This is a genomic window from Cupriavidus sp. FW305-27 (assembly GCF_058787995.1).
This window is the reverse complement of record NZ_JBYTAG010000071.1, coordinates 1-26946: the sequence shown is the minus strand read 5'-3', so window position 1 is coordinate 26946 and position 26946 is coordinate 1. Positions and strand designations below refer to the sequence as shown.

General features: G+C 68.8%; 28 protein-coding genes. 15 read left to right on the top strand and 13 right to left on the bottom strand.

All coding sequences use genetic code 11. The annotated features are described in order from the left end of the window. The first annotated feature begins 18 nt into the window (after positions 1 to 18). The 10 genes from fliF (at position 19) to AC3WRI_RS27245 (ending at position 9006) form a co-directional block, all read left to right on the top strand. The gene (fliF, locus tag AC3WRI_RS27290) at positions 19 to 1749 is read left to right on the top strand and encodes a flagellar basal-body MS-ring/collar protein FliF (RefSeq protein WP_010810687.1); all 1731 of its coding nucleotides are present in this window, start codon (positions 19 to 21) and stop codon (positions 1747 to 1749) included. Continuing rightward, entirely contained in the window at positions 1736 to 2746 is a 1011-nt protein-coding gene (gene fliG / locus AC3WRI_RS27285; RefSeq protein ID WP_010810688.1) for a flagellar motor switch protein FliG, read from the top strand. The genes fliF and fliG overlap by 14 nt, the downstream gene beginning before the upstream one ends. Continuing rightward, positions 2733 to 3551, top strand: a complete 819-nt coding sequence (gene fliH, locus AC3WRI_RS27280) for a flagellar assembly protein FliH (RefSeq protein ID WP_492294459.1) — start codon at positions 2733 to 2735, stop codon at positions 3549 to 3551. The genes fliG and fliH overlap by 14 nt, the downstream gene beginning before the upstream one ends. Beyond that, the gene (gene fliI, locus AC3WRI_RS27275) at positions 3544 to 5019 is read left to right on the top strand and encodes a flagellar protein export ATPase FliI (RefSeq protein WP_492294457.1); all 1476 of its coding nucleotides are present in this window, start codon (positions 3544 to 3546) and stop codon (positions 5017 to 5019) included. The genes fliH and fliI overlap by 8 nt, the downstream gene beginning before the upstream one ends. Further along, positions 4997 to 5455 (top strand): flagellar export protein FliJ, encoded by a 459-nt coding sequence (gene fliJ, locus AC3WRI_RS27270; protein WP_316155955.1) that lies wholly within the window; start codon positions 4997 to 4999, stop codon positions 5453 to 5455. The genes fliI and fliJ overlap by 23 nt, the downstream gene beginning before the upstream one ends. Positions 5456 to 5481: 26 nt before the next feature. Then, positions 5482 to 6900, top strand: coding sequence for a flagellar hook-length control protein FliK (locus tag AC3WRI_RS27265; protein ID WP_492294455.1), 1419 nt, complete (start codon positions 5482 to 5484; stop codon positions 6898 to 6900). A gap of 196 nt (positions 6901 to 7096) precedes the next feature. Continuing rightward, the gene (locus tag AC3WRI_RS27260) at positions 7097 to 7273 is read left to right on the top strand and encodes a type II toxin-antitoxin system HicA family toxin (protein WP_492294453.1); all 177 of its coding nucleotides are present in this window, start codon (positions 7097 to 7099) and stop codon (positions 7271 to 7273) included. A 50-nt stretch (positions 7274 to 7323) separates the two neighbouring features. Further along, the gene (locus AC3WRI_RS27255) at positions 7324 to 7740 is read left to right on the top strand and encodes a type II toxin-antitoxin system HicB family antitoxin (RefSeq protein ID WP_010810694.1); all 417 of its coding nucleotides are present in this window, start codon (positions 7324 to 7326) and stop codon (positions 7738 to 7740) included. Between the two features lie 30 nt (positions 7741 to 7770). Continuing rightward, positions 7771 to 8433, top strand: coding sequence for a DNA oxidative demethylase AlkB (gene alkB / locus AC3WRI_RS27250; protein WP_011617823.1), 663 nt, complete (start codon positions 7771 to 7773; stop codon positions 8431 to 8433). A gap of 84 nt (positions 8434 to 8517) precedes the next feature. Beyond that, the gene (locus AC3WRI_RS27245; protein ID WP_041688226.1) at positions 8518 to 9006 is read left to right on the top strand and encodes a GFA family protein; all 489 of its coding nucleotides are present in this window, start codon (positions 8518 to 8520) and stop codon (positions 9004 to 9006) included. Positions 9007 to 9055: 49 nt separating this feature from the next. Here AC3WRI_RS27245 and cysK read toward each other — a convergent pair whose 3' ends face one another. The 4 genes from cysK to AC3WRI_RS27225 form a co-directional block, all read right to left on the bottom strand. Then, positions 9056 to 9973, bottom strand: coding sequence for a cysteine synthase A (cysK, locus tag AC3WRI_RS27240; protein ID WP_010810697.1), 918 nt, complete (start codon positions 9971 to 9973; stop codon positions 9056 to 9058). Positions 9974 to 10128: 155 nt separating this feature from the next. Beyond that, complete coding sequence (locus AC3WRI_RS27235; protein WP_439669422.1) at positions 10129 to 10746, bottom strand: DUF938 domain-containing protein; 618 nt, start codon at positions 10744 to 10746, stop codon at positions 10129 to 10131. Between the two features lie 74 nt (positions 10747 to 10820). Then, positions 10821 to 11333 (bottom strand): GNAT family N-acetyltransferase, encoded by a 513-nt coding sequence (locus AC3WRI_RS27230; RefSeq protein WP_011617843.1) that lies wholly within the window; start codon positions 11331 to 11333, stop codon positions 10821 to 10823. A 109-nt stretch (positions 11334 to 11442) separates the two neighbouring features. Further along, entirely contained in the window at positions 11443 to 13428 is a 1986-nt protein-coding gene (locus tag AC3WRI_RS27225) for a PhoX family protein (RefSeq protein ID WP_011617844.1), read from the bottom strand. Between the two features lie 294 nt (positions 13429 to 13722). Here AC3WRI_RS27225 and AC3WRI_RS27220 point away from each other — a divergent pair, with 294 nt between their 5' ends. Together AC3WRI_RS27220 and AC3WRI_RS27215 are read left to right on the top strand one after the other, a co-directional pair. After that, positions 13723 to 14340: an IMPACT family protein gene (locus AC3WRI_RS27220; protein WP_058697406.1), complete on the top strand. Its 618-nt coding sequence runs from the start codon at positions 13723 to 13725 to the stop codon at positions 14338 to 14340. Then, positions 14333 to 14647, top strand: coding sequence for a 2Fe-2S iron-sulfur cluster-binding protein (locus AC3WRI_RS27215; protein WP_439672186.1), 315 nt, complete (start codon positions 14333 to 14335; stop codon positions 14645 to 14647). The genes AC3WRI_RS27220 and AC3WRI_RS27215 overlap by 8 nt, the downstream gene beginning before the upstream one ends. 162 nt (positions 14648 to 14809) lie before the next feature. Here the strand turns inward: AC3WRI_RS27215 and AC3WRI_RS27210 are convergent, their stop codons facing one another. Next, positions 14810 to 15907 (bottom strand): extracellular catalytic domain type 1 short-chain-length polyhydroxyalkanoate depolymerase, encoded by a 1098-nt coding sequence (locus tag AC3WRI_RS27210; protein ID WP_439672187.1) that lies wholly within the window; start codon positions 15905 to 15907, stop codon positions 14810 to 14812. Positions 15908 to 16039: 132 nt separating this feature from the next. On the opposite strand from AC3WRI_RS27210, the gene AC3WRI_RS27205 reads away from it, so the two are divergent. Both AC3WRI_RS27205 and AC3WRI_RS27200 read left to right on the top strand, forming a co-directional pair. Continuing rightward, positions 16040 to 16240: a DUF3606 domain-containing protein gene (locus tag AC3WRI_RS27205; RefSeq protein WP_010810704.1), complete on the top strand. Its 201-nt coding sequence runs from the start codon at positions 16040 to 16042 to the stop codon at positions 16238 to 16240. A gap of 313 nt (positions 16241 to 16553) precedes the next feature. After that, positions 16554 to 17303, top strand: coding sequence for a carbonic anhydrase (locus tag AC3WRI_RS27200; RefSeq protein WP_010810705.1), 750 nt, complete (start codon positions 16554 to 16556; stop codon positions 17301 to 17303). 96 nt (positions 17304 to 17399) lie between these two features. Here the strand turns inward: AC3WRI_RS27200 and AC3WRI_RS27195 are convergent, their stop codons facing one another. From AC3WRI_RS27195 to czcI, 7 genes are all read right to left on the bottom strand, one after another. Then, the gene (locus AC3WRI_RS27195) at positions 17400 to 18155 is read right to left on the bottom strand and encodes a sulfite exporter TauE/SafE family protein (protein ID WP_011617847.1); all 756 of its coding nucleotides are present in this window, start codon (positions 18153 to 18155) and stop codon (positions 17400 to 17402) included. A gap of 12 nt (positions 18156 to 18167) precedes the next feature. Continuing rightward, a complete protein-coding gene (locus AC3WRI_RS27190; protein ID WP_010810707.1) occupies positions 18168 to 18524 on the bottom strand; it encodes an antibiotic biosynthesis monooxygenase family protein in 357 nt (118 codons plus the stop codon). A 27-nt stretch (positions 18525 to 18551) separates the two neighbouring features. Continuing rightward, positions 18552 to 19676 (bottom strand): cytochrome P450 family protein, encoded by a 1125-nt coding sequence (locus tag AC3WRI_RS27185; protein ID WP_010810708.1) that lies wholly within the window; start codon positions 19674 to 19676, stop codon positions 18552 to 18554. A gap of 155 nt (positions 19677 to 19831) precedes the next feature. Further along, positions 19832 to 23008, bottom strand: a complete 3177-nt coding sequence (locus tag AC3WRI_RS27180; protein ID WP_492294451.1) for a CusA/CzcA family heavy metal efflux RND transporter — start codon at positions 23006 to 23008, stop codon at positions 19832 to 19834. Between the two features lie 13 nt (positions 23009 to 23021). Continuing rightward, the gene (locus AC3WRI_RS27175) at positions 23022 to 24281 is read right to left on the bottom strand and encodes an efflux RND transporter periplasmic adaptor subunit (RefSeq protein WP_492294449.1); all 1260 of its coding nucleotides are present in this window, start codon (positions 24279 to 24281) and stop codon (positions 23022 to 23024) included. 16 nt (positions 24282 to 24297) lie between these two features. Next, a complete protein-coding gene (locus AC3WRI_RS27170; RefSeq protein ID WP_492294447.1) occupies positions 24298 to 25569 on the bottom strand; it encodes a TolC family protein in 1272 nt (423 codons plus the stop codon). Positions 25570 to 25663: 94 nt separating this feature from the next. Continuing rightward, positions 25664 to 26038 carry a cation efflux protein, CzcI family gene (gene czcI, locus AC3WRI_RS27165; RefSeq protein ID WP_010810712.1) on the bottom strand — a complete coding sequence of 125 codons (375 nt, stop codon included), beginning with the start codon at positions 26036 to 26038 and terminating at the stop codon, positions 25664 to 25666. A 285-nt stretch (positions 26039 to 26323) separates the two neighbouring features. Here czcI and AC3WRI_RS27160 point away from each other — a divergent pair, with 285 nt between their 5' ends. Next, positions 26324 to 26668 carry a hypothetical protein gene (locus AC3WRI_RS27160; RefSeq protein ID WP_010810713.1) on the top strand — a complete coding sequence of 115 codons (345 nt, stop codon included), beginning with the start codon at positions 26324 to 26326 and terminating at the stop codon, positions 26666 to 26668. 52 nt (positions 26669 to 26720) lie between these two features. Here AC3WRI_RS27160 and AC3WRI_RS27155 read toward each other — a convergent pair whose 3' ends face one another. After that, positions 26721 to 26927: a zf-HC2 domain-containing protein gene (locus AC3WRI_RS27155; RefSeq protein WP_010810714.1), complete on the bottom strand. Its 207-nt coding sequence runs from the start codon at positions 26925 to 26927 to the stop codon at positions 26721 to 26723. Between the last annotated feature and the right edge of the window lie 19 nt (positions 26928 to 26946).

Here is a 26946-nt window from a genome sequence, read left to right as displayed (position 1 = left end):
CGGATCCGGAGCACGCGCATGACCGCGACCGTGGCACTGCCCGGGCGCCCGGCAGAAGTGATCGAGCGCCTGAAGGCCAACCCGAAGCTGCCGCTGATGCTGGCCGGCGCCGCCCTGGCCGCGGCCATCGCGGTGGGCGTGCTGTGGTCGCGCAGCCCGGACTACAAGGTGCTGTACAGCAACCTGTCCGAGCGCGATGGCGGCGCGGTGCTGCAATCGCTGCAGCAGATGAACGTGCCGTACAAGTTCGCCGAAGGCGGCGGCGCGGTCATGGTGCCGGCCGAGAAGGTGCATGAGACGCGCCTGCGCCTGGCATCGCAGGGCCTGCCCAAGAGCGGCACGGCCGGCATGGAGCTGATGGACAACCAGAAATTCGGCATCAGCCAGTTTGCCGAGCAGGTCAACTACCAGCGCGGGCTGGAAGGCGAGCTGGCGCGCTCGATCGAGTCCATCGCCGCGGTGCAGTCCGCCCGCGTGCACCTGGCCATCCCCAAGCCGACGCTGTTCGTGCGCGAACGCCAGAAGCCGACCGCGTCGATCGTGCTGCAGCTTTACCCGGGCCGCGCCATCGATGAAGGCCAGGTCGCTGCGATCAGCCACCTGGTGTCGTCGAGCGTGCCGGAGCTGACGCCCAAGTCGATCTCGATCGTCGACCAGCACGGCAACCTGCTGTCGAACACCGGCAACGAGCGCATGCTCGACGCGACCCAGCTCAAGTACGTCCAGGCGCTGGAGCAGAACTACCTGAAGCGCATCGAAGCGATCCTGACGCCGATCGTCGGCAAGGACAACGTGCGCGCACAGGTGACCGCCGACGTCGACTTCTCCATCGTCGAGCACACCGACGAGAGCTACAAGCCCAACCAGGACCCGACCCGCTCGGCGATCCGCAGCCAGCAGACCAGCGAGTCGACCCAGCAGGGTGTCACGCCGCCGGGCGGCGTGCCCGGGGCGCTGTCGAACCAGCCGCCGGCTGCCGCCGCCGCGCCCGTGACCACGCCGCAGACGCCGCGTGCGGGCCAGGCGCCGGGACAGGCCGGTGCTCCGGCTGCCGGGCAACCGGGACAGCCGGGGCAAGCTGCCCAGCCAGGTCAGGGCGCCCAGGTCGCCAATGCCACCGCTTCCAGCGGCCCCAGCAGCAATCGCCGTGACTCCACCGTCAACTACGAACTGGACCGCTCCGTGCGCCACGTGCAGCAGGCACCGGGCGGCGTGCGCCGCCTGTCGGTGGCGGTGGTGGTCAACTACCGTCAGCAGGCCGATGCCAAGGGCAAGCTCGTGGCCGAACCGCTGCCGCCGGCACTGCTGGCGCAGATCCAGAACCTGACCAAGGAGGCGATGGGGTTCTCGGCCGACCGCGGCGACTCCATCAACGTGGTCAACAGCCCATTCACCGCAGAGCGCGAGAAGGCCGCGCCCGAGGTGCCGCTGTGGAAGCAGCCCGACATGATCGAGCTCGGCAAGACCCTTGCGGGCTACCTGCTGCTGGCACTGCTGGCGCTGTTCGTGTGGTTCAAGGTGGCGCGGCCGGTCCTGCGCCGCTACACCTCGCCGCCGCTGCCGGCGCCGGAACCCAGGGACGAGACCGAGGCAGTGCTGCTGCCGCCGGACGAGCCCGCCAACCCGGAAATCCTGCGGCTTGCCGCCAAGTATGAAAGCGACCTCGCGCTGGTGCGCGACGCCGCACAGCGCGACCCGCGCCTGGTCGCCAGCGTGATCAAGAACTGGATTGCCAATGACAACCGCTAAGGGCATCTCCGAATCCGGCCTGCAAAAGAGCGCCGTCCTGATGATGGCGATCGGCGAGGATGCCGCGGCCGAGGTGTTCAGGCACCTGTCGCAGCGCGAAGTGCAGGAGCTGGGCTCGGCCATGGCCACGCTCAGCTCGGTCACCCGCGAGGAAATGGCCGAGGTGCTGGGCGAGTTCCGCACCGAGACCGAGCAGTACCTGGCCCTGAACGTCGATTCCAACGCCTTTATCCGCAGCGTGCTGAACAAGGCGCTGGGCGAGGAACGCGCCCAGTCGGTGATCGAAGACATCCTGGAGTCGCGCGATCCGGGCGGCGGCATCGATTCGCTGAACTGGATGGACGCCACGGCCATTGCCGAGCTGATCCGCGACGAGCATCCGCAGATCATCGCCACCATCCTGATCCACCTGGACCGCCAGAAGTCGTCCGAGGTGCTGGCGCTGTTCACCGACCGCCTGCGCAACGACGTGATCCTGCGTATCGCCACCTTCGGCGGCGTGCAGCCGGGCGCGCTGCAGGAACTGACCGACGTGCTGACCAAGCTGCTGGCGGGCCAGAGCCTGAAGCGCAGCCGCATGGGCGGCGTGCGCACCGCGGCCGAGATCATCAACCTGATGAGCACCGCGCACGAAGAGGCTGTGATCGACGGCGTGCGCCTGCACGACGGCGACCTGGCGCAGAAGATCATCGACGAGATGTTCCTGTTCGAGAACCTGCTCGAGGTCGACGACCGCGGCATCCAGCGCGTGCTCAAGGAAATCGCCACCGAGTCGCTCATCGTCGCGCTCAAGGGCGCGCCGCAGGAACTGCGCGACAAGTTCATTCGCAATATGTCCACCCGCGCCGGCGAGATGCTGCGCGAGGACCTGGACGCGCTGGGCCCGGTGCGCGTGTCGCAGGTCGAGGCCGAGCAGAAGGCCATCCTGCAGGTGGTAAGGCGCCTGGCGGATGCGGGCGAAGTGCAGATCGGCGGAGGCGACGATGCCTATGTCTGAGGCAAACCCTGAGCGCGGCCAGGCCGCACGCCGCGCGCCGCGCGGCGACCCGCTCTCTTCCCTTGCCGGCAACGGCGCGGCCGCCGATCCTGGCGGCTTTGCGCCGTTCGAGCCCCCGCGCCGCGCGCGTGGCGGCGCGGCCGGCTGGCAGCGCTGGCAGATGGGCTCGCTCGATCCCCGCGAAAGCGAGCCGCCCGAAGCCCTGGCCGCCATGCCATCCGAGCCCCCACCGCCGCCGATCGATTTCGAGGCGCTCGACGCGATGCGCGAAGGCGCGCGCAAGGAAGGCTATGCCCAGGGCTACACCCAGGGGCAAACCCAGGGCTACGGCGACGGCCACCGCGAAGGCTACGCCCGCGGCCTGGAAGCCGCACGCAACGAGGCCACGCAGCTGCAGGCGCTGGCCACCAACTTCCGCAGCGCGCTGGGCGGCGTGGACGACCAGGTCGCGCGCGCGCTGGTGTCGCTGGCGCTCGACGTGGCGCGCCAGCTGGTGCGCACCGCCCTGGCAAACGACCCCGCGGTGCTGCTGCCGGCCGTGCGCGAGCTGCTGACCAGCGAACCCGCGCTGTGCGGATCGCCCAGCCTACTGCTGCATCCCGACGACGTGGCGCTGGTGGAAACCCACCTGCATGGCGAACTGGCGGCCGCCGGCTGGACCGTGCGCGCCGACCCGTCGGTGGCGCGCGGCGGCTGCATCGCCAGCGCCGCCAGCGGCGAGCGCGATGCCACGCTGCCTACGCGCTGGACCCGCGTGGTCAAGGCGCTGGGCCGCGACGATCCATGGGAGCCGCCACATGCCTGATGCCGCCGAGCAAGCCACGCCCGCGCCGGATTCCGCGCTGGCCCACGCGCAACGCTGGATCGGCGCGCTGGACAGCGCCGCGGCCGGCATCGCCGGGCTCGACAGCAAACGCAGCTGCGGCCGCCTGACGCGCGCCGCGGGCCTGGTGCTCGAAGCCGTGGGCCTGCGCCTGCCGGTGGGCAGCGACTGCCTGATCGAGCTGCCCGCCGGGCAGTTCACCACCGACAGCAATGCCCCGCGCACCGCGGAAGCGGAAGTGGTGGGCTTTGGCGCCGACCGGCTCTACCTGATGCCGCAATCCGATGTGGTGGGCTTGCTGCCGGGCGCGCGCGTCTACCCGCTGGAACCATCGCCGCAGCCGGCCGGCATCACCACGCCGCGCGAGCCGGGCTCCAAGCGCCTGCCGGTTGGCGCCGGCCTGCTGGGCCGCGTGCTGGATGCCGCGGGCCGCCCGCTCGACGGGCTGGGCCCGATCACCGCCGCCATGGAGGTGCCGCTGGCCGGCGAGCAGATCAACCCGCTGATGCGCGCGCCGATCGAGACTGTGCTCGATACCGGCGTGCGCGCCATCAACGGCATGCTGACGGTAGGACGCGGCCAGCGCATGGGACTGTTCGCGGGCTCGGGCGTGGGCAAGAGCGTGCTGCTCGGCATGATGGCGCGCTATACCAGCGCCGACGTGATCGTGGTCGGCCTGATCGGCGAACGCGGCCGCGAAGTGAAGGAGTTCATCGAGAACATCCTTGGCCCCGAAGGCCGCGCACGATCAGTCGTGGTGGCCGCGCCGGCCGATACCTCGCCGCTGCTGCGCATGCAGGGCGCCGCCTATGCGACGCGGCTGGCCGAGTATTTCCGCGACCAGGGCCAGCATGTGCTGCTGATCATGGACTCGCTGACGCGCTACGCCATGGCGCAGCGCGAGATCGCGCTGGCCATCGGCGAGCCGCCGGCCACCAAGGGCTATCCGCCCTCGGTCTTTGCCAAGCTGCCGACGCTGGTCGAGCGCACCGGCAACGGCCCCGAAGGCGGCGGCTCGATCACGGCGTTCTACACGGTGCTGACCGAAGGCGACGACCAGCAGGACCCGATCGCCGATTCCGCGCGCGCCATCCTGGACGGCCATATCGTACTGTCGCGCAGCCTGGCCGAATCCGGCCACTACCCGGCCATCGACGTGGAAGCATCAATCAGCCGCGCCATGACCGCGCTGATCCCGGATGAGCAGTTCGGCTCGGTGCGTCGCTTCAAGCAGCTGATGTCGCGCTACCAGCGCAACCGCGACCTGATCAGCGTAGGCGCCTATGTGCCGGGCAACGACCCGGAGCTGGACCTGGCGATGCGCCTGCACCCGCGCATGGAAGCCTTCCTGCAGCAAGACATCCACGAGCGCGCCGGCTACGACGACGCCATCGCCCAGCTTCACAGCCTCTTCGACAGGAGTGAACATGCTCAAGCATTCACCGCTTAATACGCTGGCTGACCTCGCCCAGAACGATACCGATGCCGCCGCGCGCGAGCTGGGCAGGCTGCAGGGACTGCGCACGCAGGCTGAGCAGCAGCTCAACCAGCTCACCGAGTACCGCCATGAGTACCGCGCGCGCATGCAGGTGGTGGCCGCCGAAGGCATGACCTCCAGCCGCTGGCAGGACTTCTCGCGCTTTCTCGATTCGCTCGACCATGCCATCCGCCAGCAGGGCGCGGCGCTGGCCAAGGCCGAAGCCGACCTGCTGGCAGGGCGCAACCACTGGCAGCACCAGAAGCGCCGCCTGAACTCCTTCGACACGCTGATCGCGCGCGCCGAAGCGAAGGAAGACCAGGTTGCCGCGCGCCGCGAACAGCGCGCCAACGACGAATACGCAGCCCGCCTGGCCCGCACCACGGCCAGCCGTCTCAGCGAAGCCTGACCCAGGCCACCCCCGTAGCCAACTCCATGATCGATATCAGCCAGATTGTCAGCAGCGCCGCCAATGCGGTCGAGGGCGCCAGGCGCGCCAGCGCCGACGCAACCGCGAGCGGATTCGGCGACGCGCTGTCGCGCGCCCGCGAAAGCAGCAAGGCGCCCGCGCCGCCGGCCGGGGAAACCGCCGCGCGCGACCAGCCCGCATCGCGCCAGCCCGCGGCGCAGGCCGACGCCGGCAAGCCGCAGCCAGCCGCCGCGGCCGGCAAGAAGCCCGCGGCCGGCCACAAGGATGAAAACCAGGACCAGGATGACACCGCGGCGGCCACGCCGACGGATGCCGCAGCCGCTGCCGCAGCGGCCCTGGCACTGATGCTTCCCGCCGCAGCCCCGGCCAGCCCCGCTGCCGCGCCGGCCGGCGCGGCGGGTTCCGCCCTCGCCGGCGTTGCCGACACCGGCGCCGCCGCACTGCAGGCGGCACTGGCAAATGCCGCGCAGCCGGCCACGGCAGATGCCCAGGCCGAGGCCATGCCGGCGGCCGCCACGCCGCTGCCGGACACGCTGCAGGTCGTCACCACCGAAGCCCGGCCCGCACAGCCTTCGGTTGCCGACACGCTGGCCACCATCGCATCCCAGCGCGCCGCGATGCAGGCCAGCGCCAGCGCAGGTACCGACGGCAAGGCCGGCACGGCGCAGGCCATCCCGGGCGACGTGCTGGCCGTCCAGCAGCAGGACGCCAGCGGCCAGTCTGCCGGCGGATCGGGCAATCGCCCGGAAAGCGGCATCGCCCGGCACCGCGCCGATCCGCTCGCCGCCAACCCCGGCACGGCGGATGCCAGGCCCGTGGCAACGCCGTTCGCCGCCGCACAGGCTGCCGCCCGCACCGGCGAGGCTACCGCGGCCAGCCCCGACAACACACCAGCCGTGGCCGCCGCGCTGGCCGGCCAGGCTACCCCGTCGGCTACTGCAGCCGCTGCGGCCGCCCGTCCCGTGGTCACCCCGCCGCTGTACGACAGCCAGTGGCCGCAGGCCCTCGGCCAGCAGATGATCCGCATGAGCACGCAAGGCCAGCAAAGCGCCGAACTGCAGCTGAACCCGCCCGACCTCGGGCCGCTCAAGGTAGTGCTCAACGTGGTCAACGACCAGGCCCAGGCCCAGTTCGTCTCACCCCACCAGGCCGTGCGCGCCGCGGTGGAAGCGGCGCTGCCGCACCTGCGCACCGCGCTGTCGGAAAACGGCATCCAGCTTGGCCAGACCTCGGTGGGCGCAGACGGCTTTGCCAGCCAGGCGGGCAATGGGAACGGGCAGCAACAGCAGGCACCGGGGAATGGGCGCGGGCAAACCGGCTTTGGTAGCGGCACGCTGGCGGCTGTTGAGCCGGCGGCAGGGGCCAGTACGACGGTGCGTCCCGCGCGTGTGCTTGGGCGTGGCGAGATCGATACGTTTGCCTGAGTTCGCGCTGCATAGCGAGTGTTGATTGCGCCACGGAGAATGCAAGGCCGCCCGACGGGCGGCCTTTGTTATGTCAGCGGCAGGGCGATTCATGTATTTCGCTCACAATCCTGCAACCAGATTTAACGGATTGCTGCTAGAATCAGTAAACATTTTTGCTTACCCTTGACTTTCCCTGAGGTGCAGAAGAATTCGGGTGAAGCGGAGTGAATTCCGGCGATGGCTCGCCGGACAGGGCGCCACCTTCAGTGAAGGCGCGAAGCATGTGAGGGTGTATCTCAATGGCAGGAAGACCACGCTGCCACGGCATCCCAGCCACGAGATCCGGGAGGGGTTGCGCAAGTCGATTCTCAAGCAACTCGGCCTGTCATGAGTCTTCCATCTCACGCCCCAACTTGCCCTTGTCGTCAAAGGAGTCCCAATATGCTGCGTTTCCCTGCCAACATCGTCCCGGACGACGGTGGCTTTGCTGTGTCGTTTCCCGATATCCCCGAAGCCCTGACCAGCGGCGACACCATCGAGCAGGCCCGCGAGATGGCCGCCGATGCGCTCGCCACGGCCATGGAGTTCTATTTCGAAGATGGCCGCCCGGTGCCACTGCCGTCGAAGGCAAAACGCGGCCAGCATCTGGTTGAACTGCCGGCCAGCGTGTCGGCGAAGGTGCTCCTGCTTAACGAGATGATCGCGCAGGGCGTGACGCAGGCGGAACTGGCGCGCCGGCTGAATACGCGCAAGCAAGAGGTGCAACGTATCGTCAACCTGGACCATGCGACCAAGATCGATACGATCGAGGCTGCATTCCGGGCGCTGGGGAAGCGGCTGGAACTGACGGTTGCCTGACCGCGCCAAGGCGTCCGTAAACCTCCACCCATGACTTTCGACCTGTTCGACGACCTGCCACCGAACGGCCCCGCCAGCCCCGCCATCGAACCCCTCGCCGACGGCGCCGTAGTCCTGCGCGGCCTGGCCCGTGCGGATGCCGAAGTGCTGCTGGCCGACGTCCAGGCCATCATCGCGCTTGCGCCCTGGCGGCACATGATCACCCCCGGCGGGCTGACAATGTCGGTGGCGATGGTCAACTGCGGCACGGTCGGCTGGGTCTCCGATGCGCGTGGCTATCGCTATGACCCCGTCGATCCGCTGAACGGAAAGCCGTGGCCGGAGATGCCGGCGAGCTTCCGGAAGCTGGCCACCACTGCCGCGGCGCAAGCGGGTTTTGCCGGTTTCGAACCGGATGCCTGCCTCATCAATCGCTACGAGCCGGGCACCCGGCTCTCGCTGCACCAGGACCGCGACGAGCGCGATTTCAGCGCGCCCATCGTTTCGGTCTCGCTGGGACTGCCCGCGGTGTTCCTGTTCGGCGGCATGCGCCGCGCCGACCGCCCGCAGCGGGTGCGGCTGGCGCATGGCGACGTGGTGGTGTGGGGCGGGCCGTCGCGGCTGGCCTTCCACGGCGTGGCGCCGCTGGCCGACGGCGACCATCCGCTGCTGGGGCGGCTGCGCATCAACCTGACATTCCGCAAGGCGCTTTAGCCATCACCGCCGCCTTGGCACTTTGCCGGGGGTTTTCTACAGTCAATGGACTGTCCTGAACGCCACCGTGCAAAGGCCCACACCATGCATCTCGACGGCTCCTGCCATTGCGGCGCGATCCACTTCTCGCTTGAATCCGACTCACCCAGTCCGTATATGCATTGCCATTGCTCGATCTGCCGCAAGACGGCCGGCGGTGGGGGCTACGCGATCAACATCGGCGGCGACGCGGCCACGCTGCGCGTGCGCGGGCGCAAGCACCTGGGCATTTACCACGCCGTGCTGCGCGAACCCGGCAAGCGCGCGCGGCGCTCGCCGGCGCAGCGGCATTTCTGCGTGAAATGCGGCAGCGCGCTGTGGCTTTGGGACCCGCGCTGGCCGGAGCTGGTGTATCCGCATGCATCGGCTATCGACACGCCGCTGCCGCGCCCGCCGGAGGTAGTGGAGGCCTCGCTGGAATCGGTCGCGCCCTGGGTCGACGTGCCCAAGGGCAAAGGCCATGTGCACTGCGACACCTGGCCGGAGGAATCGCTGGCGGACTGGCACAAGCGGCACGGCCTGTCGTCGCGCTGAAAGACTCCCGTTCGCGATATGAACGTTTTCATCGGCCGGCCTTGGCAGCTCAGGCGGGCAGGAACCCTTCGACGGTCAGGTAGCGCTCGCCGGTGTCGTAGTTGAAGCCCAGCACGCGCGCGTTGGCCGGCAGCCCGGGCAGCTTCTGCGCGATCGCGGCCAGCGTGGCGCCGGACGAGATGCCGACCAGGATGCCTTCCTCGCGCGCGCAGCGGCGTGCCATCTCGCGCGCGGGCTCGGCATCGACCTGGATCACGCCGTCGAGCAACGAGGTATCGAGGTTCTTCGGGATAAAGCCCGCGCCGATGCCCTGGATCGGGTGCGGCGCCGGCGCGCCGCCGGAGATCACCGGCGAGGCCACCGGCTCCACGCCAAAAACCTTGAGCTGCGGCCACTTGTCCTTGAGCACGCGGGCGCAGCCCGTCAGGTGGCCGCCGGTGCCGACGCCGGTGATCAGCACATCCAGCCCCTCGGGGAAGTCATTCAGGATTTCCTGCGCGGTGGTGCGCGCGTGCACGTCGACATTGGCGGGATTCTCGAACTGCTGCGGCATCCATGCGCCCGGCGTGGCCGCAACCAGTTCCTCGGCGCGAGCGATCGAGCCCTTCATGCCCTTCTCGCGCGGGGTCAGGTCAAAGGTGGCGCCATAAGCCAGCATCAGGCGGCGGCGCTCCACCGACATGCTGTCCGGCATCACCAGCACCAGCTTGTAGCCCTTGACCGCGGCCACCATGGCCAGGCCGATGCCGGTATTGCCCGAGGTCGGCTCGATGATGGTGCCGCCGGGCTTGAGCACGCCACGGCGTTCGGCGTCTTCCACCATCGACAGCGCGATGCGGTCCTTGATCGAGGCGCCGGGGTTGCTACGCTCTGACTTGATCCAGACCTCGTGGCCGTTGCCGAACAGCCGGTTGATGCGGATATGCGGGGTATTGCCGATCGTCTGCAGGATGTTCTGGACCTTCATCGTATTCTCCGTGGCGGGCGCGGTGTCGCAGGCTTGGAAGCCGCTGGCACCGCAGGATCGAATGACGGGATGATTTTAGAGCAAGGCGCCGCTCGGGCTGCCCGACTGCCGCCGTGATCGTGATGCTGGTGCGCGGCTGAAGCGCGCGCAGCGGGTTACTTGCGGAACACCAGGCTGAAGTTGTTGGCCGGCATCGGCACCGGCTCGTCGCAGCGCATGCCCTGCGCCTCGCCCAACGCGATCACGGCTTCCATGTCGCGCACGCCCCAGTCGGCATCGGTGGCGCGCAGCTGCGCGTCGAAGGCGGCGTTGCTGGGCGCCGTATGCGCGCCGCCGCGGCGATAGGGGCCGTACAGGAACAGCACGCCGCCCGGGCCCAGCAGCTTGCCGGCGCCTGCGAAGAGCGCCTCGGCCGCAGCCCACGGGGCGATATGGATCATGTTGATGCAGACCACCGCATCCGCGGCGTCGATGCCCCACGGCTGGCGGCAGACATCCAGCGCCAGCGGCGCGCGCACATTGGCCAGGCCCGCATGCGCGGTCCACGCGGCGATCGACGCGCGCGCGGCGGCTTCCGCATCGCTTGGCTGCCAGGTCAGTCCCGGCAACGCTGCCGCGAAGTGCACGGCATGCTGGCCGGTGCCGCTGGCAATTTCCAGTACCGTGCCGCTGGCGGGCAGCACTTTGCGCAATACCGCAAGGATCGGCTCGCGGTTGCGCTCGGTGGCGGGCGCCATGCGGCGTGCATCGGGGTCTTGGGTGGAGCCGGTCATGATGGCATGCTCAGCGGGGGAAAGCGCTTAGCGTAGCAGAATCGGCGCGCCGGGGGGCGCGCTGCCGCAGTGCGTCAACGGCCCCCCGGAATCCGGTAGATCAAGCGCTCAAACTTGCGCGTCGTGGCCTGGCCCACGACCGTGCCGCCAAGCGACTCTGCGATCCGGCGGCTGGGCCAGTTCGGTTCGGCCACGGGATAGACCAGGTGCGCCGGCGACAGGTTGTCCTGCGCCCATTGCGCCAGCGCAGTGACCGCTTCCAGGCCGAAGGCATGGCCGTGGCAGTCCTCGCGGATCCAGATGCCGAGTTCCGGCGCGGGCGTGTCGGCATGGTGCAATCCCGCCAGCCCCAGGAACAGCCCGTCGTCGGCACGCCGGATAGTGAGCACGAATTCCGAGCCTCGCGCCATGCCTGCCAGCCAGCCTTGCCACACGGTCTCGAAAGCCGCCGGCGAGGGCGACGGATCCCAGTCCATGAATCGGGCAAGCGTCGGGGTGATGCAGGCAAACGCCTCGGCTGCGTCGTCGCCACGAAAGGGCAGCAGGCTGAGGCGCGCGGAGTGGATGTGCGGAAGCTGGTCAGGCATGACGGGCGGGAGGCTGGGCGTGGTGCCGGAGTTGCCATGTTAAACGATCGCGCGCCAACAAAAAACGGCGGGCCGAAGCCCGCCGCCCTCATCGGCACTGCGCGACGCGTCAGGCCTTGGCCAGCCTGACGCCAGTCGGATCGCCCGTCAGGTAACCCACGGCGGCACCGAAGCGGTCCTTGTAGTTGGCCATCACCTTCGCTTCAAGCGTCGGCCGCACCTTGTCGTGCAGCGGCGATTCCCAGTCGCCAACGTGCTGGAAGTTGCTCATCACATAAGTCCAGCCGTTGATCTCGTCCACCGCGTGCAGGCCGGTGGATTCGGCGCCGACCGGGCACGACAGCACGCGGCTGAGCACCTTGGTATCGACGTTGTACGCCCACAGGAAGTTGTTGACGTGGGTGTTGCTGTCCTCGCCGACAAACAGCGTGCGCAGCTTTTCCGAGAACTTCAGGTTGTCGGGCGTGGCGACCTTGTCCGGGTTGGCAAAGTTGCCCAGCGCATCCTGCTGCTTCATCTTGCCGCCCCCCAGGTCTTCGCTGACCAGCGCGGGTACCGCCGCCATGTCGACCGGCACCCATTCGCTGTTGATGGCCGTGCCGGTCTTGTCGGCCTGGCCGCCCTTCAGGTTCAGCTCATAGACCGCGCCGGAGTATGGGCCTTCCACCTGGATATCACCGGCGTTGGCGGCATTGCCCGTGAGCATGCTCGACTCGATGCGGGACATGGCCGAGTAGGCCTTCTTGTCCTTGATGTTGACCGTGGTGCCTTCCATCTTGGTGAAGCCCAGGCTGCCGCCGACCAGGGCGGCGTAGCGGTGCGTTTCCAGGAACGCCGCGGCCTTTTCCATGCCCGGCATCAGCTTCACCCAGTTCGGCTTGCCGTTGTAGATGATGCGGGTGTAGCTGACGTCAGCGGGATCGGTGGTCTTGACATCCATGATGTCGGCCAGCCTGATGCCGCCGTCGACCAGCGCGCGGATTTCGGCACTGGTGGCGCTGCCCAGCCTGATCCACGACAGCGTGGCGCTGCCCGGGCCCACGCCCGAGGTCTGGTGCCACTTGGCCACGTACAGCGTGCCGGACGACAGGTCGCGGGCGCGGTCGGCGATAAACAGGAACAGGCCGCCGTTGGTGGCATCGTCGCCCATCAGCACGGTGCGTTCGTCGGGCATGACCTGTACCAGCTCATGCGAGATGCGGCCCAGGCAGTAGTGCTTCTTGATGGTGCCGGTGCCGTCCGGGTTGACCGTGACTTCCGGCAGGTGGCCGTAGTTGTAGGCGTTGGCGCGGGCCGGGTCGCCGTACAGGTTCTGGCTGTAGCCCTGCAACTGCGTGACCGCGCTGGCGTTCAGCAGGTCGGTCTCGTACTCCTCGCTCGACAGGTGGGTGTTCCACGGCGACAGGCTGGCGCCGCAGGTGATCCACAGGCCGTTGACGCCCGAGGTATCGACATTGTGGTACTTGACCGGGGTCAGCTTGCCGGTGGCCGGGTCCTGGTCCAGCGTCACCACGGCGATCGGCGACGGCAGCAGGCCGTACATGCTGACATTGCCCTGGTTGCGCGTGGTGTACTCGAACTGCACCACCGCAAACACCGTCTTGCCCTTGACGCCGGGCACGGTCGGGTTGGCCAGGGTCAGCAGCGAGCTGCCGTCCGGCGCGTCGGAGAAAAACTGGCGCTCCTTGCCGGCCACGGAGGTGTCCATGATCGGCTTGTTGTTGATGTCGTAGTAGCCGCCGGCCAGGATGGTGCCGCCCTTGCCGTCGGGCAGGGTGTCGCCGGTGATGAAGAACGGCTGGTAGGCCAGCTTGTAGGTCTGGCTGCTGCCGTCGCTGAACGACACCTTGAGGCTGGAACCCACCGTGGTGGTCGCCATGGCGTCGGGCGTTGCCAGCGTCGGCGCGCTCATGCCAACGAATTCGGCCGTGGTGAACGTGGCCGCCTGGGCCGGCGGAAGCGGCGCGGCGACAGCGTCGTCGCCACCGCCGCAACCTGCCAGCAGGCTGGTGGAGGCAAGACCAAGCGGCAGCATCGGCGCGCCGGCCAGGAGCTTCAGGGCCTTGCGGCGGCCTGCATTGGGTTGTTCAAGCATGTTCTCGATCCGGGGAAGAGGAAGGGATATGTTGTTCACTGCGTATTTGCGCCGGTCCCGCGGGCGGGGCCGGGCACCTGTTGGCACAGGCGGGCGGCGGGCGGCATTGCGCATGGCCGGAGCGGATCGTAGGCGCTGTTTGTGACACCAAGTTGACGATACAACACAAAAGCGGCGCTTTCGGCTGAGCCAGGATGCCGCTGCGGTACACTCGCCCTTTGCATCCGCGGCTCCACAGGCGCGGATCCGTTGAATGCCGGCAGCCGCCATTTCTGCCTACTTCCGCCCTTCCGCTTGCCCACTTACACGCTAGCCAACCCCGTCCGGGCCGAGATCGAAATCCGCAAGAGCCGCTTCCTGGCGCTGGCGCTGCCCGTTGCCGACCGTGACGCCGCCATGGCGGCGCTGCAGGCGCTGCGCGCCGAGCACCCCACCGCCACCCACGTGTGCTGGGCCTTGCTGGCTGGCGGCGCCTCGGGCATGTCCGACGATGGCGAGCCCTCCGGCACTGCCGGCCGGCCCATCCTTGAAGTGCTGCGCCACCATGACCTGGACGGCGTGCTGGCGGCGGTGGTGCGCTATTACGGTGGCGTCAAACTGGGGGCGGGCGGGTTGGTGCGCGCTTACACCGATGCCATCGCGGCCGCGCTGAAAACGGCCGAGCGCGTGGAACGCATCGCCTATGGCACCCTGACGGTGTCCGTCGACTATGCCGACGAGCCGCGCGTGCGCCGCTGGCTCGACTACGACGCGCAGCCGGGCTGCACGCTGGCCGACACCGCCTATGGCGCGCTGGCCACGCTGGTCCTGCGCATGCCCGCAACCCAGCTCGACGCCGCACGCGACGCCCTGCGCGACGCGACCCACGGACGCGCCCAATTCCCGGAAGCGGAGGATGAGGCCCATGGCTGAACGCGAGCTGGTGGCGCCCGACGACCGCGCCGAATTCACCGCAAGCGTGCTGCCAGGCAATACCCGCTTCGCCGCGCCGGCGGAGCTGAGCCTGCTGGAAGCTGCCTTGCTCGAAGGCGTGGCGCTGCCCAACTCCTGTCGCAATGGCACCTGCCGCGCCTGCGCCAGCCGGCTGCATGCAGGGACGATCCGCTATCGGATCGAATGGCCGGGGTTGAGTCTGGATGAGAGGGAAGAGGGGCTGATCTTGCCGTGTGTGGCTTGTCCGGCCAGTGATGTGGTGATTGAGCCGGTAAGTTTGGGGTAGGGGTCAGTCGAAGGTACTATTCGACACTTTTGTCGAGTTCGGGCAGCCGTTCAGGTCTTGCAGGAAGCCGAAACGAGACTTCGCCGTTCGCTCGCTCGGAGAAAACGCGATCACCTTCGCAACCGGATGACAGCGCGATATCCATGAGGCGTCAAGCCTGCCTCACCCCCCAACCGCCAGAAAAAATCGCAACGCCAGCTTCAACCCATCCGGCCCCGCCGGATCGGAGAACGCCTGCCCGCCTGCCCCGCCGCTCCAGGCGTGACCCAGGCCCTCGATCCGCACCAGGCGCACGTAAGGCGACTTTCCCTCCGTCCAGTCGAACACATCCATGGCACGGCGCATGCCGCGCTGGATGCGCCGTGCCGGCGCCGCGGACAGCGCGTGCACATCCTCCGGCTGCAGGTGCATCCACATGCCCGCCGCGGCGGTGGCGTTGCTGAAGTCGACCACGTGGTCGGCATCGCCATGCAGCAATAGCAACGGCGGCGGGCGGCGCCCCGCCAGTCCGAACCGCAGCGCCTGCATGGCCTTGGCATCGGGCCCGTGCCCCCCGCGCATGGCGCGCGCTGCCTGGGCGGCATTGCTGGCGCTCCATGGCACCGCGCCGGAGTGCGACCCCACTGCGGCAAAGCGTCCCGGATAGCGCAGCCCCAGCATCAGCGCCATCGCGCCGCCCGCGGACAGCCCCAGCACGCTGATGCGGTCCGCGGCAACCGGATGGCCGCGGCAAGCCTGGTCGATCAGCGCCATCAGCAGACCGGCCTCGACGCCACCCTGCGCGCCGGGCCGGAACCAGTTCCAGCAGCGCTGTGCGTTGGCCTGCGAGGTCTGTTCAGGCAGCAACACCACCCAGCCGGCTTCGCGCGCCACCGCGGCGGCGCGCGTGACCGCGGCAAAGCTGGCGGCATCCTGGCCGCAGCCATGCAGCAGCACCAGCATCGGGGCGCGCCGCGACGCCGTGACGCCGGCCGGCACAAAGATGCGGTAGCGGCGCGGCGCCACTGGTGCGCCCCATGCGCCTTCTTCCCAGCGCCCGCTGCCGCGGTTCTGCGGCGCCTGCACCGGCGATACCACGCCCGACAGTGCGCGCTGCGTGGCGGCCGTGACTGCAGCCGATTGCTTCACCGCGTTGCGCACGATGGCCTCGGTCATCGGCCTGGTCAGGTTCTGGTTGACGGCGCGCTGCATGCGGCGCGCATTGCGGGCCGCGGCCTTGTTCAGCGTGGACCAGAGTTTTGCACCAGATGAGCGGGGCATGCGGCGTCCTGTCGGCTGGGGTAACCCGTACATCATATGCGCAAGCTCAGGCCGCCTTGCATGCAACGCGTGCCGGATCACTGCCTACAATGCAAGGGCCGTGTCGCCCCGAGACATGGACAGGAGGCAAGCATGAGCGATGTGACAAACGAGTTCAGGCCTTTGGATCCTGGCCGCATCAACCTGATGGATCCGCTTGAAGTGCAGTACTGGTGCCGGGAGCTGGGCTGCAGCACCAGCGACCTGGAGAACGCCGTCGATGCCGCGGGCGACCATATCTCCGCGGTACGCGCGCAACTGGAGTCGAACCAGGCCGGCGCGCGGCCTGGCTGAAATCCCGAGACAAACGGTGGCAGGCAGGCATCCCCGGCTGAGCGGGGATGCCTGTGGAGCGTGCCACGTGAGATGTCGGCGCCGTGTCCGTTCCATGCCGGCATGCGCGGCACGCATCAATCGCATGCGTGCATGCAGTCCGTACCCTTGTTAAACGCTGTGCAGACCGGAATTCAGCAATGCCTTATTCGCTGGACGGTAGTTTTGCTGCATGATTTCCGGCCCGGGCAAAAGACCCGGCACTCAAGACGGGGACAGCTTGACAACACCACGTCGGAAACCAAGGGGTTACCAACACTAGGACGCATCGACAATGAACACCAGGCTGCCGATTATCACGGTTTGCACCGCCTTGCTTGCACCTGCCGCGTGGGCCGGCAATGACCCGCACTGGAGCTACACCGGACCGACCGGTACCAGCCACTGGGCCGAGCTCGACCAGGACTACAAGACCTGTGCGCTGGGCAAGCACCAGTCGCCCATCGATATCCGCACCAGCAAGGCCCGGCCTGCGGACCTGAAGCCGATCGGCTTTGGCTACGCCGCGGCGCCCGCCACCGTGGTCAACAACGGCCACACCGTACAGGTCAACCTGCCCGCAGCGGGGCAGATCGAACTCGACGGCGTGCCCTACAAGCTGCTGCAGTTCCACTTCCATACGCCCAGCGAAGAGAAGATCAACGGCAAGGCCTATCCGCTGGTCGCGCACCTGGTGCACCAGAATGCAGAAGGCAAGCTGGCGGTGGTGGCGGTGCTGTTCAAGTCCGGGCGGGAGAATGCGGCGCTGAAACCGGTCTTCGCGAGCCTGCCGGCCAAGGCCGGAGAGTCGCGCGAACTGACGGCGCCGCTGGATGTGGCGGCGTTGCTGCCGGCCCGGCAGTCGTACTGGGCCTTCACCGGCTCGCTGACCACGCCGCCGTGCAGCGAGGACGTGCGCTGGCAGGTGCTGAAGACCCCGGTGGAAGTGTCGCCGGCGCAGTTGGCCGCATTCCGTCAGCTTTATCCGATGAACGCCCGCCCGGTGCAGCCGCTGAACGGCCGCACGGTGCAGGTCAGCCACTAGAGGACGGCGCCCGATAGAAGTACCAATCGGGCGGCAATGACCGACTGTGCGCTCCCTCTCCCGCTTGCGGGAGAGGGGAGCAAGCCAGCGGCAGGGTCAGGACAGCCCGCGCAGCGCCAGCTCGCCGCCCAACACCAGCAGCCCGCAGAAGAACAGCTTGCGGAAGCGCTCGGCGCTGATCCGGTGGCGCAGCCACTGGCCCAGGAACATGCCGCCGAGCGCCGGCACCAGCGCCAGCGCCGAGGCGCCCAGCACCGGCATATGCAGCAGCGACCCGCCCATGGCCAGGCTCACCGCCAGCGCAATGGTCGATACCGTGAACGACAGCCCGAGCGCCTGCACCAGGCTTTCCTTGTCCAGCCCGAGTCCCTGCAGGTAAGGCACGGCGGGAATCACGAACACACCGGTCACCGCCGTAATGCCACCCGTGACCAGCCCGATCAACGGCCCGAGCCACCGCTCCGCCCCTGCCGGCACCACCAGCTTCACCGCTGCCAGCCCGACCACCGCGTACAGCACCAGCGCCACACCCAAGGCCGAGGTCGCGTGCGTCGTCATGCCGGCCGGCACCCATGCCGCGCACAGCCAGGTGCCGGCGCAGATCGCCACCAGCATCGGCCACAGCCGTAGCATCAGCTGCCCGAAGCGCGGCCCGCCGAACAGCTGCACCACGTTGGTCACCATCGACGGCGCCACCAGCAGCGCCGCGGCCTGCGCGGGCGGCATCACCAGCCCCAGCATGCCCACCGCAACCGTGGGCAAGCCCAGGCCCACCACCCCCTTGACAAAGCCTGCCAGCAAGAACGTCAGGCCGATAAAGGCGGCTTGGGTGGCGATTGCTTCCATCGTCATCGCTGCTCCCCCTCAGCCCGCCTTGTGGTCATGCACCGCGCGGCTGTCCGCCGGCGCCTGGTCGCGCTCGTTCAGCCCGTAGTCGCGCAGCACCTGCGCCACGCGCAGCCGGTAGCCGGCAAACACGCCGCCGCGACCGGCCGCCTGCGCCTGGCGATGAGCCAGCGTATTGCGCCAGGCGATCACCGCGGCCTCGTCGCGGAAGAACGACAGCGACAGCAGCTTGTTGGGGTTGGTCAGGCTCTGGAAGCGCTCCACCGAGATAAAGCCGTCGATGGCCTCCAGCTGCGGGCGCAGGTGCGCGGCGATATCGAGGTAGTTGTCCTGCCGGCCCGGCGCGGGCTCGACTTCGAAGATGACTGCGATCATGTTGTCTCCTGGGGGCAATGGCGGGAATCAAAGGAAATGCGGAATGCGTGCGTTCAGCGACGGACGATAGCGGAATGCCTGCGCCAGCGCGGCCGGGTCGGCCCCACGCGCACGCAGCGCCGCCACCGTGGCGGCAGCCAGCGCCTGCGCCAGGCGGTCGCCGGGACAGGCATGGCGGCCGTGGCCGAAGGTCCATGGCCGTTCGCCGGCCGCGGCACCACTGCACGACGCCGCGGCCAGCAGCACCAGCACCGCGTCGCCGGCCTTGACGGCGTGGCCGCACAGTTGCGCATCGGCGGCCAGGAAGCGCCGCGTATTCTGCACCGGCGGATCCTCCCGGGCGACCCGCGCCACCACGGCATCGAGCGGCAGCCCTGACTGCGTCGTGTCGCGACCCAGCCGCAGCAGCGTATTCCCGGCCAGCGCCGCGGTGGCTTCGCAGGCTTGCACCAGCAGGCCGATGATGTTGGCGGCGACCGCCTGCGCGTCGATGCCGGCGGCACGGGCTGCCTGCCGCAGCGCCGGCAGCGGCCCTGCGCCGTCCGCCGCATCGGCAAGCCAGTGCCCCAGCCATTGAGCGGCCTCGGCGCCTGCGCGCACGGCCGGTGCATCGGCCAATGGCGACTGCGCGCCGGCGAAGGCCGCAACCCGTTGTGCGGCTTCGGCCGCGCTGCTGCCTTCGTTGGCAACCGGCAGGCCAAGCAGGTCGGCGACCGTGACGACCGGCAGCGTGAACAGCCAGCGATTGATGCACTCGCCGGACATGGCGGCCCAGGACGCTTCGCCGGCATCGAGCACCGCCGCCAGCACCGTTGCGCGCTGCGCCGCGGCGGCCGGGTCGATACCCGCCAGCATCGGCATCAGCAGGGCCTTGAGCGGCGCGTGCGCGGCGCCGTCGTTCATCCGGACCAACCGGCCGAACAGCTCGCCGGCGGCGGTGCCGGCCAGCGCGGGCGGCACCGGCTGTGCGGGCGGCCGCACGCGGCAGTCGGAGTGGGCAAGCACGTCGGCCACTTCCTGCGGGCCGGCGGCAACCCACAGGCCAAGGCGGTCATCGCGGAAGAATGGCTGGCTGGCGGCCAGCTCCCGGTAGTACGGGTACGGGTCGGGATGGGTGACGGCGCTGAGCGGATCGATATCGGTATCGGGCATGGCGGCACAGTGGATGGAAGTGCTGAGTCCTTGCAGCGAACCCAGCGCCCGGGGGCGGGCGGACAGTCACATCATGCCGCCGCGGCGCAGGCCGAAGGTTCATGGTGACATGAACTATCGAATGAAGTGACGCAACGCCGCCACACCCTGGGACTTCACGCATCCATTCGCGCCAGCTCCCCTTCCCCTTGCGCCGCTTCCGTCGCCGGCTCGTCGTTCCGGTGCGCCAGCCGGTACAGCACCGGCAACACCAGCAAGGTCAGCGCCGTCGACGACAGGATGCCGCCGATGACGACCGTCGCCAGCGGACGCTGCACCTCGGCACCCGTGCCCGTGGCCAGGGCCATCGGCACGAAACCAAGCGACGCAACCAGCGCGGTCATCAGCACCGGCCTCAGCCGCGTCAACGCCCCATCGCGGATCGCCGCATCCAGCCCATGGCCTTCCTCGCGCAGCGAGCGGATAAACGACAGCATCACCAGCCCGTTGAGCACCGCCACGCCGCACAGCGCGATAAAGCCCACCGCCGCCGAGATCGACAGCGGAATGCCGCGCAGCCATAGCGCCAGGATGCCGCCGGTCAGCGCGAACGGGATGCCGGTGAAGACCAGCAGCCCGTCCTTGACGTTGCCGAACATGGCGAACAGCAGCACGAACACAATCCCCAGCGCCAGCGGCACTACTATGCGCAGCCGCGCGGTGGCGGACTGCAGCTGCTCGAAGGTGCCGCCCCAGCTGGTCCAGTAGCCCGCCGGGATCTGCACGCGCGCGCGGATGGCGGCCTCGGCCTCGGGCACGAAGCTGCCGATATCGCGCCCGCGCACATTGGCGCTGACCACGATGCGGCGCTTGCCGTTCTCGCGCGAGACCTGGTTGGGGCCCGGTGCGATATCCACGCTGGCGACTTCGCTCAGAGGGATATAGCTGGTGCGCGCTGCGGCTTCCTTCGGCAGCGGCACCGGCAGGCGCCGCAGCGCTTCCACGTCCTCGCGCACGGCATCGGGCAGGCGCACCACGATGTCGAAGCGCCGGTCGCCGCTGAAGAAGGTGCCAGACACCTTGCCACCGATGCCGATCGCCACCGCATCCTGGATATCGCTCAGGTTCAGGCCATAGCGCGCCGCCTTGTTGCGGTCGATCTGGACTGTCAGCATCGGCAGGCCGGTGGTCTGTTCGACCCTCACCTCGGCCGCGCCGGGGATGCCCTGCAGCACCGCCGCGATGCGATTGGCGGTCTGCTCCAGCACGGCGTTGTCGTCGCCGAACACCTTGACCGCCACGTCGGAGCGCACGCCCGAGATCAGCTCGTTAAAGCGCAGCTGGATCGGTTGCGAGAATTCATAGTTGTTGCCCGGCAGCTTGCCCACCTCATCGCGGATCGCGGCGATCAGCTGGTCGCGCGTGCGGCGCGGCTCGGGCCATTGCGACATGGGCTTGAGCATGATGTAGCCGTCGGAGATATTCGGCGGCATCGGGTCGGAGGCGATCTCCGCGGTGCCGGTGCGCGCAAAGATGCGCTCGATCTCCGGGAACCTGGCCTTCAGCGCGGTTTCCACCTGCTGCTGCATCGCCACGGATTGCGTCAGGCTGGTGCCGGGGATGCGCAAGGCCTGGATCGCCAGGTCGCCTTCATTCAGGCTGGGCACGAACTCGCTGCCCAGCCGCGTGGCAATGGCCAGGCACAATGCCACCGCCACGCCGGCAAACGTCAGCACCACTGGCGTCGCGGCCAGCGAGCGCTCCAGCAGCACCGCGTAGCGGCGGCGTGCCCAGGCCATCAGCCGGTTCTCGCGCTCAGCCACGCGGTTGCCGATAAACTGCGCCACCGCGGCCGGCACGAAGGTCACCGACAGCACCATCGCGCCCAGCAACGCCAGCACCACGGTGAAGGCCATCGGGTGGAACATCTTGCCCTCGACCCCGGTCAGCGCAAAGATCGGCAGGTACACCACCATGATGATCAGCTGGCCGTACAGCAGCGGCCGGCGCGCCTCGCGCGCCGCGGCAAAGACTTCATGCAGGCGTTCCCTGCGCGTGAGGGGCCGGCCGTGGCGCTCCTGCGCATGCGCCAGCCGGCGCACGCAGTTCTCGACGATCACCACCGCGCCGTCGACGATGATGCCGAAGTCCAGCGCGCCCAGGCTCATCAGGTTGGCGCTGATGCGGTAGTGCACCATGCCCGTGAAGGTGAACAGCATCGACAGCGGGATCACCAGCGCGGTGATCAGCGCCGCGCGCAGGTTGCCCAGGAACAGGAACAGGATGGCGATCACCAGCACCGCGCCTTCCAGCAGGTTCTTCTTGACCGTGGCAATGGCCTTGTCGACCAGCGTGGTGCGGTCGTACACCGTGACCGCCTGCACGCCCTTGGACAGCGTGCGGTTGATCTCGGCCATCTTGCGGTCCACCGCCTGCGAGACCGTGCGGCTGTTCTCGCCGATCAGCATGAACACGGTGCCCAGCACCACCTCGCGGCCGTTCTCGGTGGCCGCGCCGGTGCGCAGCTCGCCGCCGGTCTGCACGGTGGCCACGTCGCGCACGCGGATCGGCAGGCCCTGCGCGGTGCCGACGATCACGTCGCGGATATCCTCAAGCGAGCGCACCTGCCCCGGCACGCGCACCAGGTACTGCTCGCCGCGGCGCTCGATATAGCCGGCGCCGACGTTGTCGTTGTTCTTCTCCAGCGCGCTCACCACATCGGCCAGCGACAACCCGTACGACGCCATGCGCTCCAGACTGGGCGCGACCACATAGGCACGCGCATGGCCGCCGATGGCATTGACCTCGGTCACGCCGGGTACGTTGCGCAGCTGCGGGCGGATCACCCAGTCCTGGATCTCGCGCAGGTCCGACAGCGTATAGGGCGTGCCATCCGGCTTGCGCGCTCCGGGGTCGGCCTCGACCGTCCACAGGTAGATCTCGCCCAGCCCGGTCGAGATCGGGCCCATCGCGGGCGTGATGCCGGCAGGCAGCTTGTCGCGCGCTTCCTGGATGCGCTGGTTGACCAGCTGGCGCGCAAAGTGGATATCGGTGCCGTCGCGGAAGATCACCGTCACCTGCGACAGCCCGTAGCGCGACAGCGAGCGCGTCTGCTCCAGCCCGGGCAGGCCCGCCATCACGGTCTCGACCGGATAGGTGATGCGCTGCTCGGTCTCCAGCGGCGAATAGCCCGGCGCGGCAGTGTTGATCTGCACCTGCACGTTGGTGATATCCGGCACCGCGTCGATCGGCAGCCGGGTGTAGCTGTACAGGCCCAGCGCGGCCATGCCCAGCACCGCCAGCAGGACCAGCCAGCGTTGCTCGATGGCAAAGCGGATCAGACGTTCAAACATGCACGCCTCCCGCTCAGTGCTCATGCCCGGCGCTGGCTTTGCCCAGCTCGGACTTGAGGATGAAGCTGTTGGCCGCGGCGTAGCGCGTACCGGCCTGCAGGCCCTCGGTCACCTCCACCAGCTTGCCGCCGGCGCGCCCGGTCTTGACCGGCTGCACCGCAAACCCACCCGGCACGGCGATGAACACCACGCTCTGGCCGTCGACCTGCTGCACCGCGTCGGCCGCCACCGTCACCGGCACCTGCGCCGGCGCGCCCAGCACGCTGACCGTGACGAACAAACCCGGGCGCCACGCCATGCCGGGATTGGCCAGCGTCACGCGCGCCTTGGCCGTGCGCGTCTGCTCGCCCAGCAGCGCGCCGACGTAGGACACCTTGCCCTCGGCCTGCGTGTCCGAGGCGCTCGAGCGCACCGTGACCGCTTCGCCAACGCGCACCTGGTCCAGGTCGCGCGCGGACACCACGAACTCCGCCCATACCGAACTCAGGTCGGAGACCGTGAACACGCTGGTGGCTTCCTGGACTGCTTCGCCCAGCGCCAGGTGCTTCTCGACCACGATGCCATCGAACGGGGCAAGCAGCGCAAACTGGTTCAGGCTGCCGCCCTTGCCCGCGCTGTTCTCCGTGGCGCCAATCGCGGTCAGCTTCTGGCGCGCGTTCTGCACCGCGATCTGCGCTTCCTCCAGCGCTGTGCGGGCCTGCTGGTAATCCTGCTCGGCGGAGATCTTCTCCTGCCACAGCGTCTTCTCGCGCGCATAGGTGGCACGCGCCAGCCCCTCGCGCTTCTGCGCCGCCAGCAGCTCGCTGCGCTGCTCGGCCAGCGTCGTGCTGGCGAGCAGCGCCAGCACTTCGCCCTTGCGCACCTGCTGGCCAAGGTTGGCCGGCACCGCCTGCGCCACGCCCGCCACGCGCGGAACCACGTGCGCGGTGCGGTCTTCATTGAAGCGGATCTCGCCCGGGAATTCGACGCTGCTGCGCAGCGGCGCCGCGGCGGCGGTGGCGATGCCGATGCCGGCCTGCTGAATCTGCGCAGGCGTCAGCGCGATCAGGTGCGGCTTGCCTTCGGCTTCCGGTTTCGCCGCGGGGGCGCTGGCGTCAGCGTGCGCGGCCGCCTTGCCTCCTTCCTTGCCATGTTCGTGCTCCTCGGCATGCCCGTGCCCGGCCTCGCCGGTGGCGCCGCCGCCCTTGCTGGTGGACAGGATCGCCGCGCCGCCCAGCAGCCCCGCGACCAGGATGGCCACCACGGCGGCCCGTTGTTGCTTGCTCATTGCCATGTCTGCAGCTTCCGTATCAGTGTCCGAGGATGCGGTCGATGCTGGCCGCCGCGTCATAGGTGCGGGCCAGCACGTCCAGGTAGCGGATGCGCGCCTGGAACAGCGTGCGCTGGGCATCCAGCACATCGAGGAAATTGAATTTGCCGGCCTCGAACCCGCGCGAGGCAGCGGCATAGGCCTGCTCCGCCCCGGGCAGCACCGAGGCCTGCAGCGTCTGCGCCGCGGCGCGCGATACCGACAACTGCGTCGACGCCTGCTGCAGCTCACCGACCAGGCGGATGCGCGTGGCCGCGTGCGTGTCCTGCGCCTTGTCGGCGCGGCGCAATGCGGCGTACAGGTTGCCCTGGTTGCGGTCAAACAGCGGCAGCGGGATCGCCATGCCCAGCACGGCCATATTGCGGTTGGCCTCGTTGTCGCGCTTGGCGCCCAGGCTCACGGTCACGTCGGGGTACTGGCGGCTGCGCGCCACGGCGACTTCGGCGCGGCTGCGCTCGGCAGAAAGGCGGCTTGCCGCCAGCTGCGGCGAGTCTTCCAGCGCCGCTTGCAGTGCTGCCGGCGCGGGGCGCGAGGGCAGCGCGTCAAGGTCGCCCTGCGCCTGCGCAAAGTGCGGCACGGCATTGCCCCACAGCGCGGCCAGCGATTGCCGTGCGGATTGCAGCGCGCCGGTGGCCTCGGCCAGTTCCAGCTCGGCATTGGCCTGTTCGACCCTGGCACGCGTTTCTTCCAGCGGCGCGACCTTGCCGGCGGCCACGCGCCGCCCGGCCGCCGCGGCCGCCTTGCTGGCGATGCCGACCGAGCCTTCGGCCAGCTTGACGCGCTCCTGCGCCACCAGCACGCCAAAGAAGCGCGTGATCACCGCGGCGCGCAGCTCGGCGCGTACGCTGCCCAGTTCGGCCTGCGCCAGCTCGCGCCCGCGCTCGGCCACGCCGATGCGCGCGGCGCGCTTGCCGCCGAGTTCGATCGGCAGGTTGATCTGGCCGGTGGTGGAGCGCGTGGCCTTGCGCGTGTCTTCCATCGACACGGCCAGTTCGGGATTGGGCAGCACGCGCGCCTGCGTGACATCGCCCTCGGTGGCGTCAAGCTCTTTGCCCGCCGCGGACAGCGTGAAGCTGCCGGCTTCGGCCAGCGCCAGCGCGGCGTCGAGCGTGAGCGTGCCGACAGGCTCTTGCCCCGGGGCCGGCGAGGATGCCGATGGCTGCGCCATGGCAGGGGGCGGCGTCTGCGCGACGCCATGGATCGGGCTGGATAGGACGGCCGCCAGCCCAAGCGGCAGCAAAAGTCTTCGCATCGAATTGCACCAGGAAAGGAACCGGGAGAATTCGGCGAGACGCCTGACGTCAGGGACTCAGGAAAACCAGGAAATGGAAGCGTCGTCTCGCCGGCTAAGCGAGACGCGGCCACTGCGGACGGTCGGGCGCCCGCGCACTGTGCGAAGAGAAGCTGGGCTGCGACGCCGGTGGTGCCAGTTCCACCCGGCGCATGGCGTGCACGTCGGGCGCGTCGGCCCGTGCAAACGGCAGCGAAGCGATATGGCAGACGCCGCAGTCGGGATCGGGCAGGCCGAGCTTGGCCTTGTCCTGCGCCTTCTGCGCGGGCTGGTCCTGCTTGCCGCTGTCGGCCTTGTGCTGGTGCTCGTGGTGCCCGAAATGGGCCTTGGCCGAAGCCGCCACCTCATGCCGGCAATACGCGGCGGCTCCCGCCCAGGCGAACTGGAGCGGCAGGACGAGCGCAAGAAGGATGAGGATGAGCCGTTGCATAGGGGAAGTGGCAGCTGCCCTGGCCGCCGGGCATCAGGCGCCGGGGAAGTGCAGCGAGCCGCAAGTTTAACCGAGCCGCACCGGGCATTCCGGCGACGGGGTCATTACATTTGCGTCATGCCACGGATCATTTCCGCCCTCGCCCATTAATTCAATTTTTTTGAATAACTTGTCCGGCAACTGACCTGCTTCCGCATCGATGGCGCTCCTATAGTTCTGTACATGAACGGCACGCACACAACGCAAAGCCTTCTGACAAATTCAACGAGCTTAAGGAGAACCATCATGACCAAGACCACCCGCCTCGCTACCGCCCTGCTCCTGTCGCTGGCCGCCCTGGGCGCCGCGCAAGCCGCCACCGCCGCCGAACAAGTGCCCGGCGACAAGTACGGCTACAGCTTCCGCAGCACCGTGCCCGGCGACAAGTATGGTTATGAGTTCCGCAGCCATGATGTGTTCACGGAAGGCGCCCGCGTCGGCAAGGCCGATCCGTTTGTCGACGGCGCACGCACGCTGGCCGGGCTGGACCGCAGCGGCGTGTCGGCCGCCCCAGCGCGCAGCTTCGACACCTATTCCGAAGGTAGCCGTGCCGGCAAGTTCGATCCCTATGGGGAAGGCGCGCGCGCCTGAGCGATACCGGCACCCGGCCAGCAAGAAGGCCAGCGAATCCGCTGGCCTTTTGTCATTCGTCGCGCCCCAGCCTGTGCATGGCCTCGCGCAGGGTCCGCATCTGGGCGCTGAAGCTGGTGCAGGCGTCGCAGATCGCCAGGTGGGAGCGCATGCGCAGCCGCTCGCCCCATGACAGCGGCCGGTCCAGGCCCTTCATGGTGAGGTGGTGGATCTCTTCGCAGTTCGGCAGCAGGCGGCGGGAAGGGCGGGAATCTGGCATGTTGCTCAGTGGCTTATCC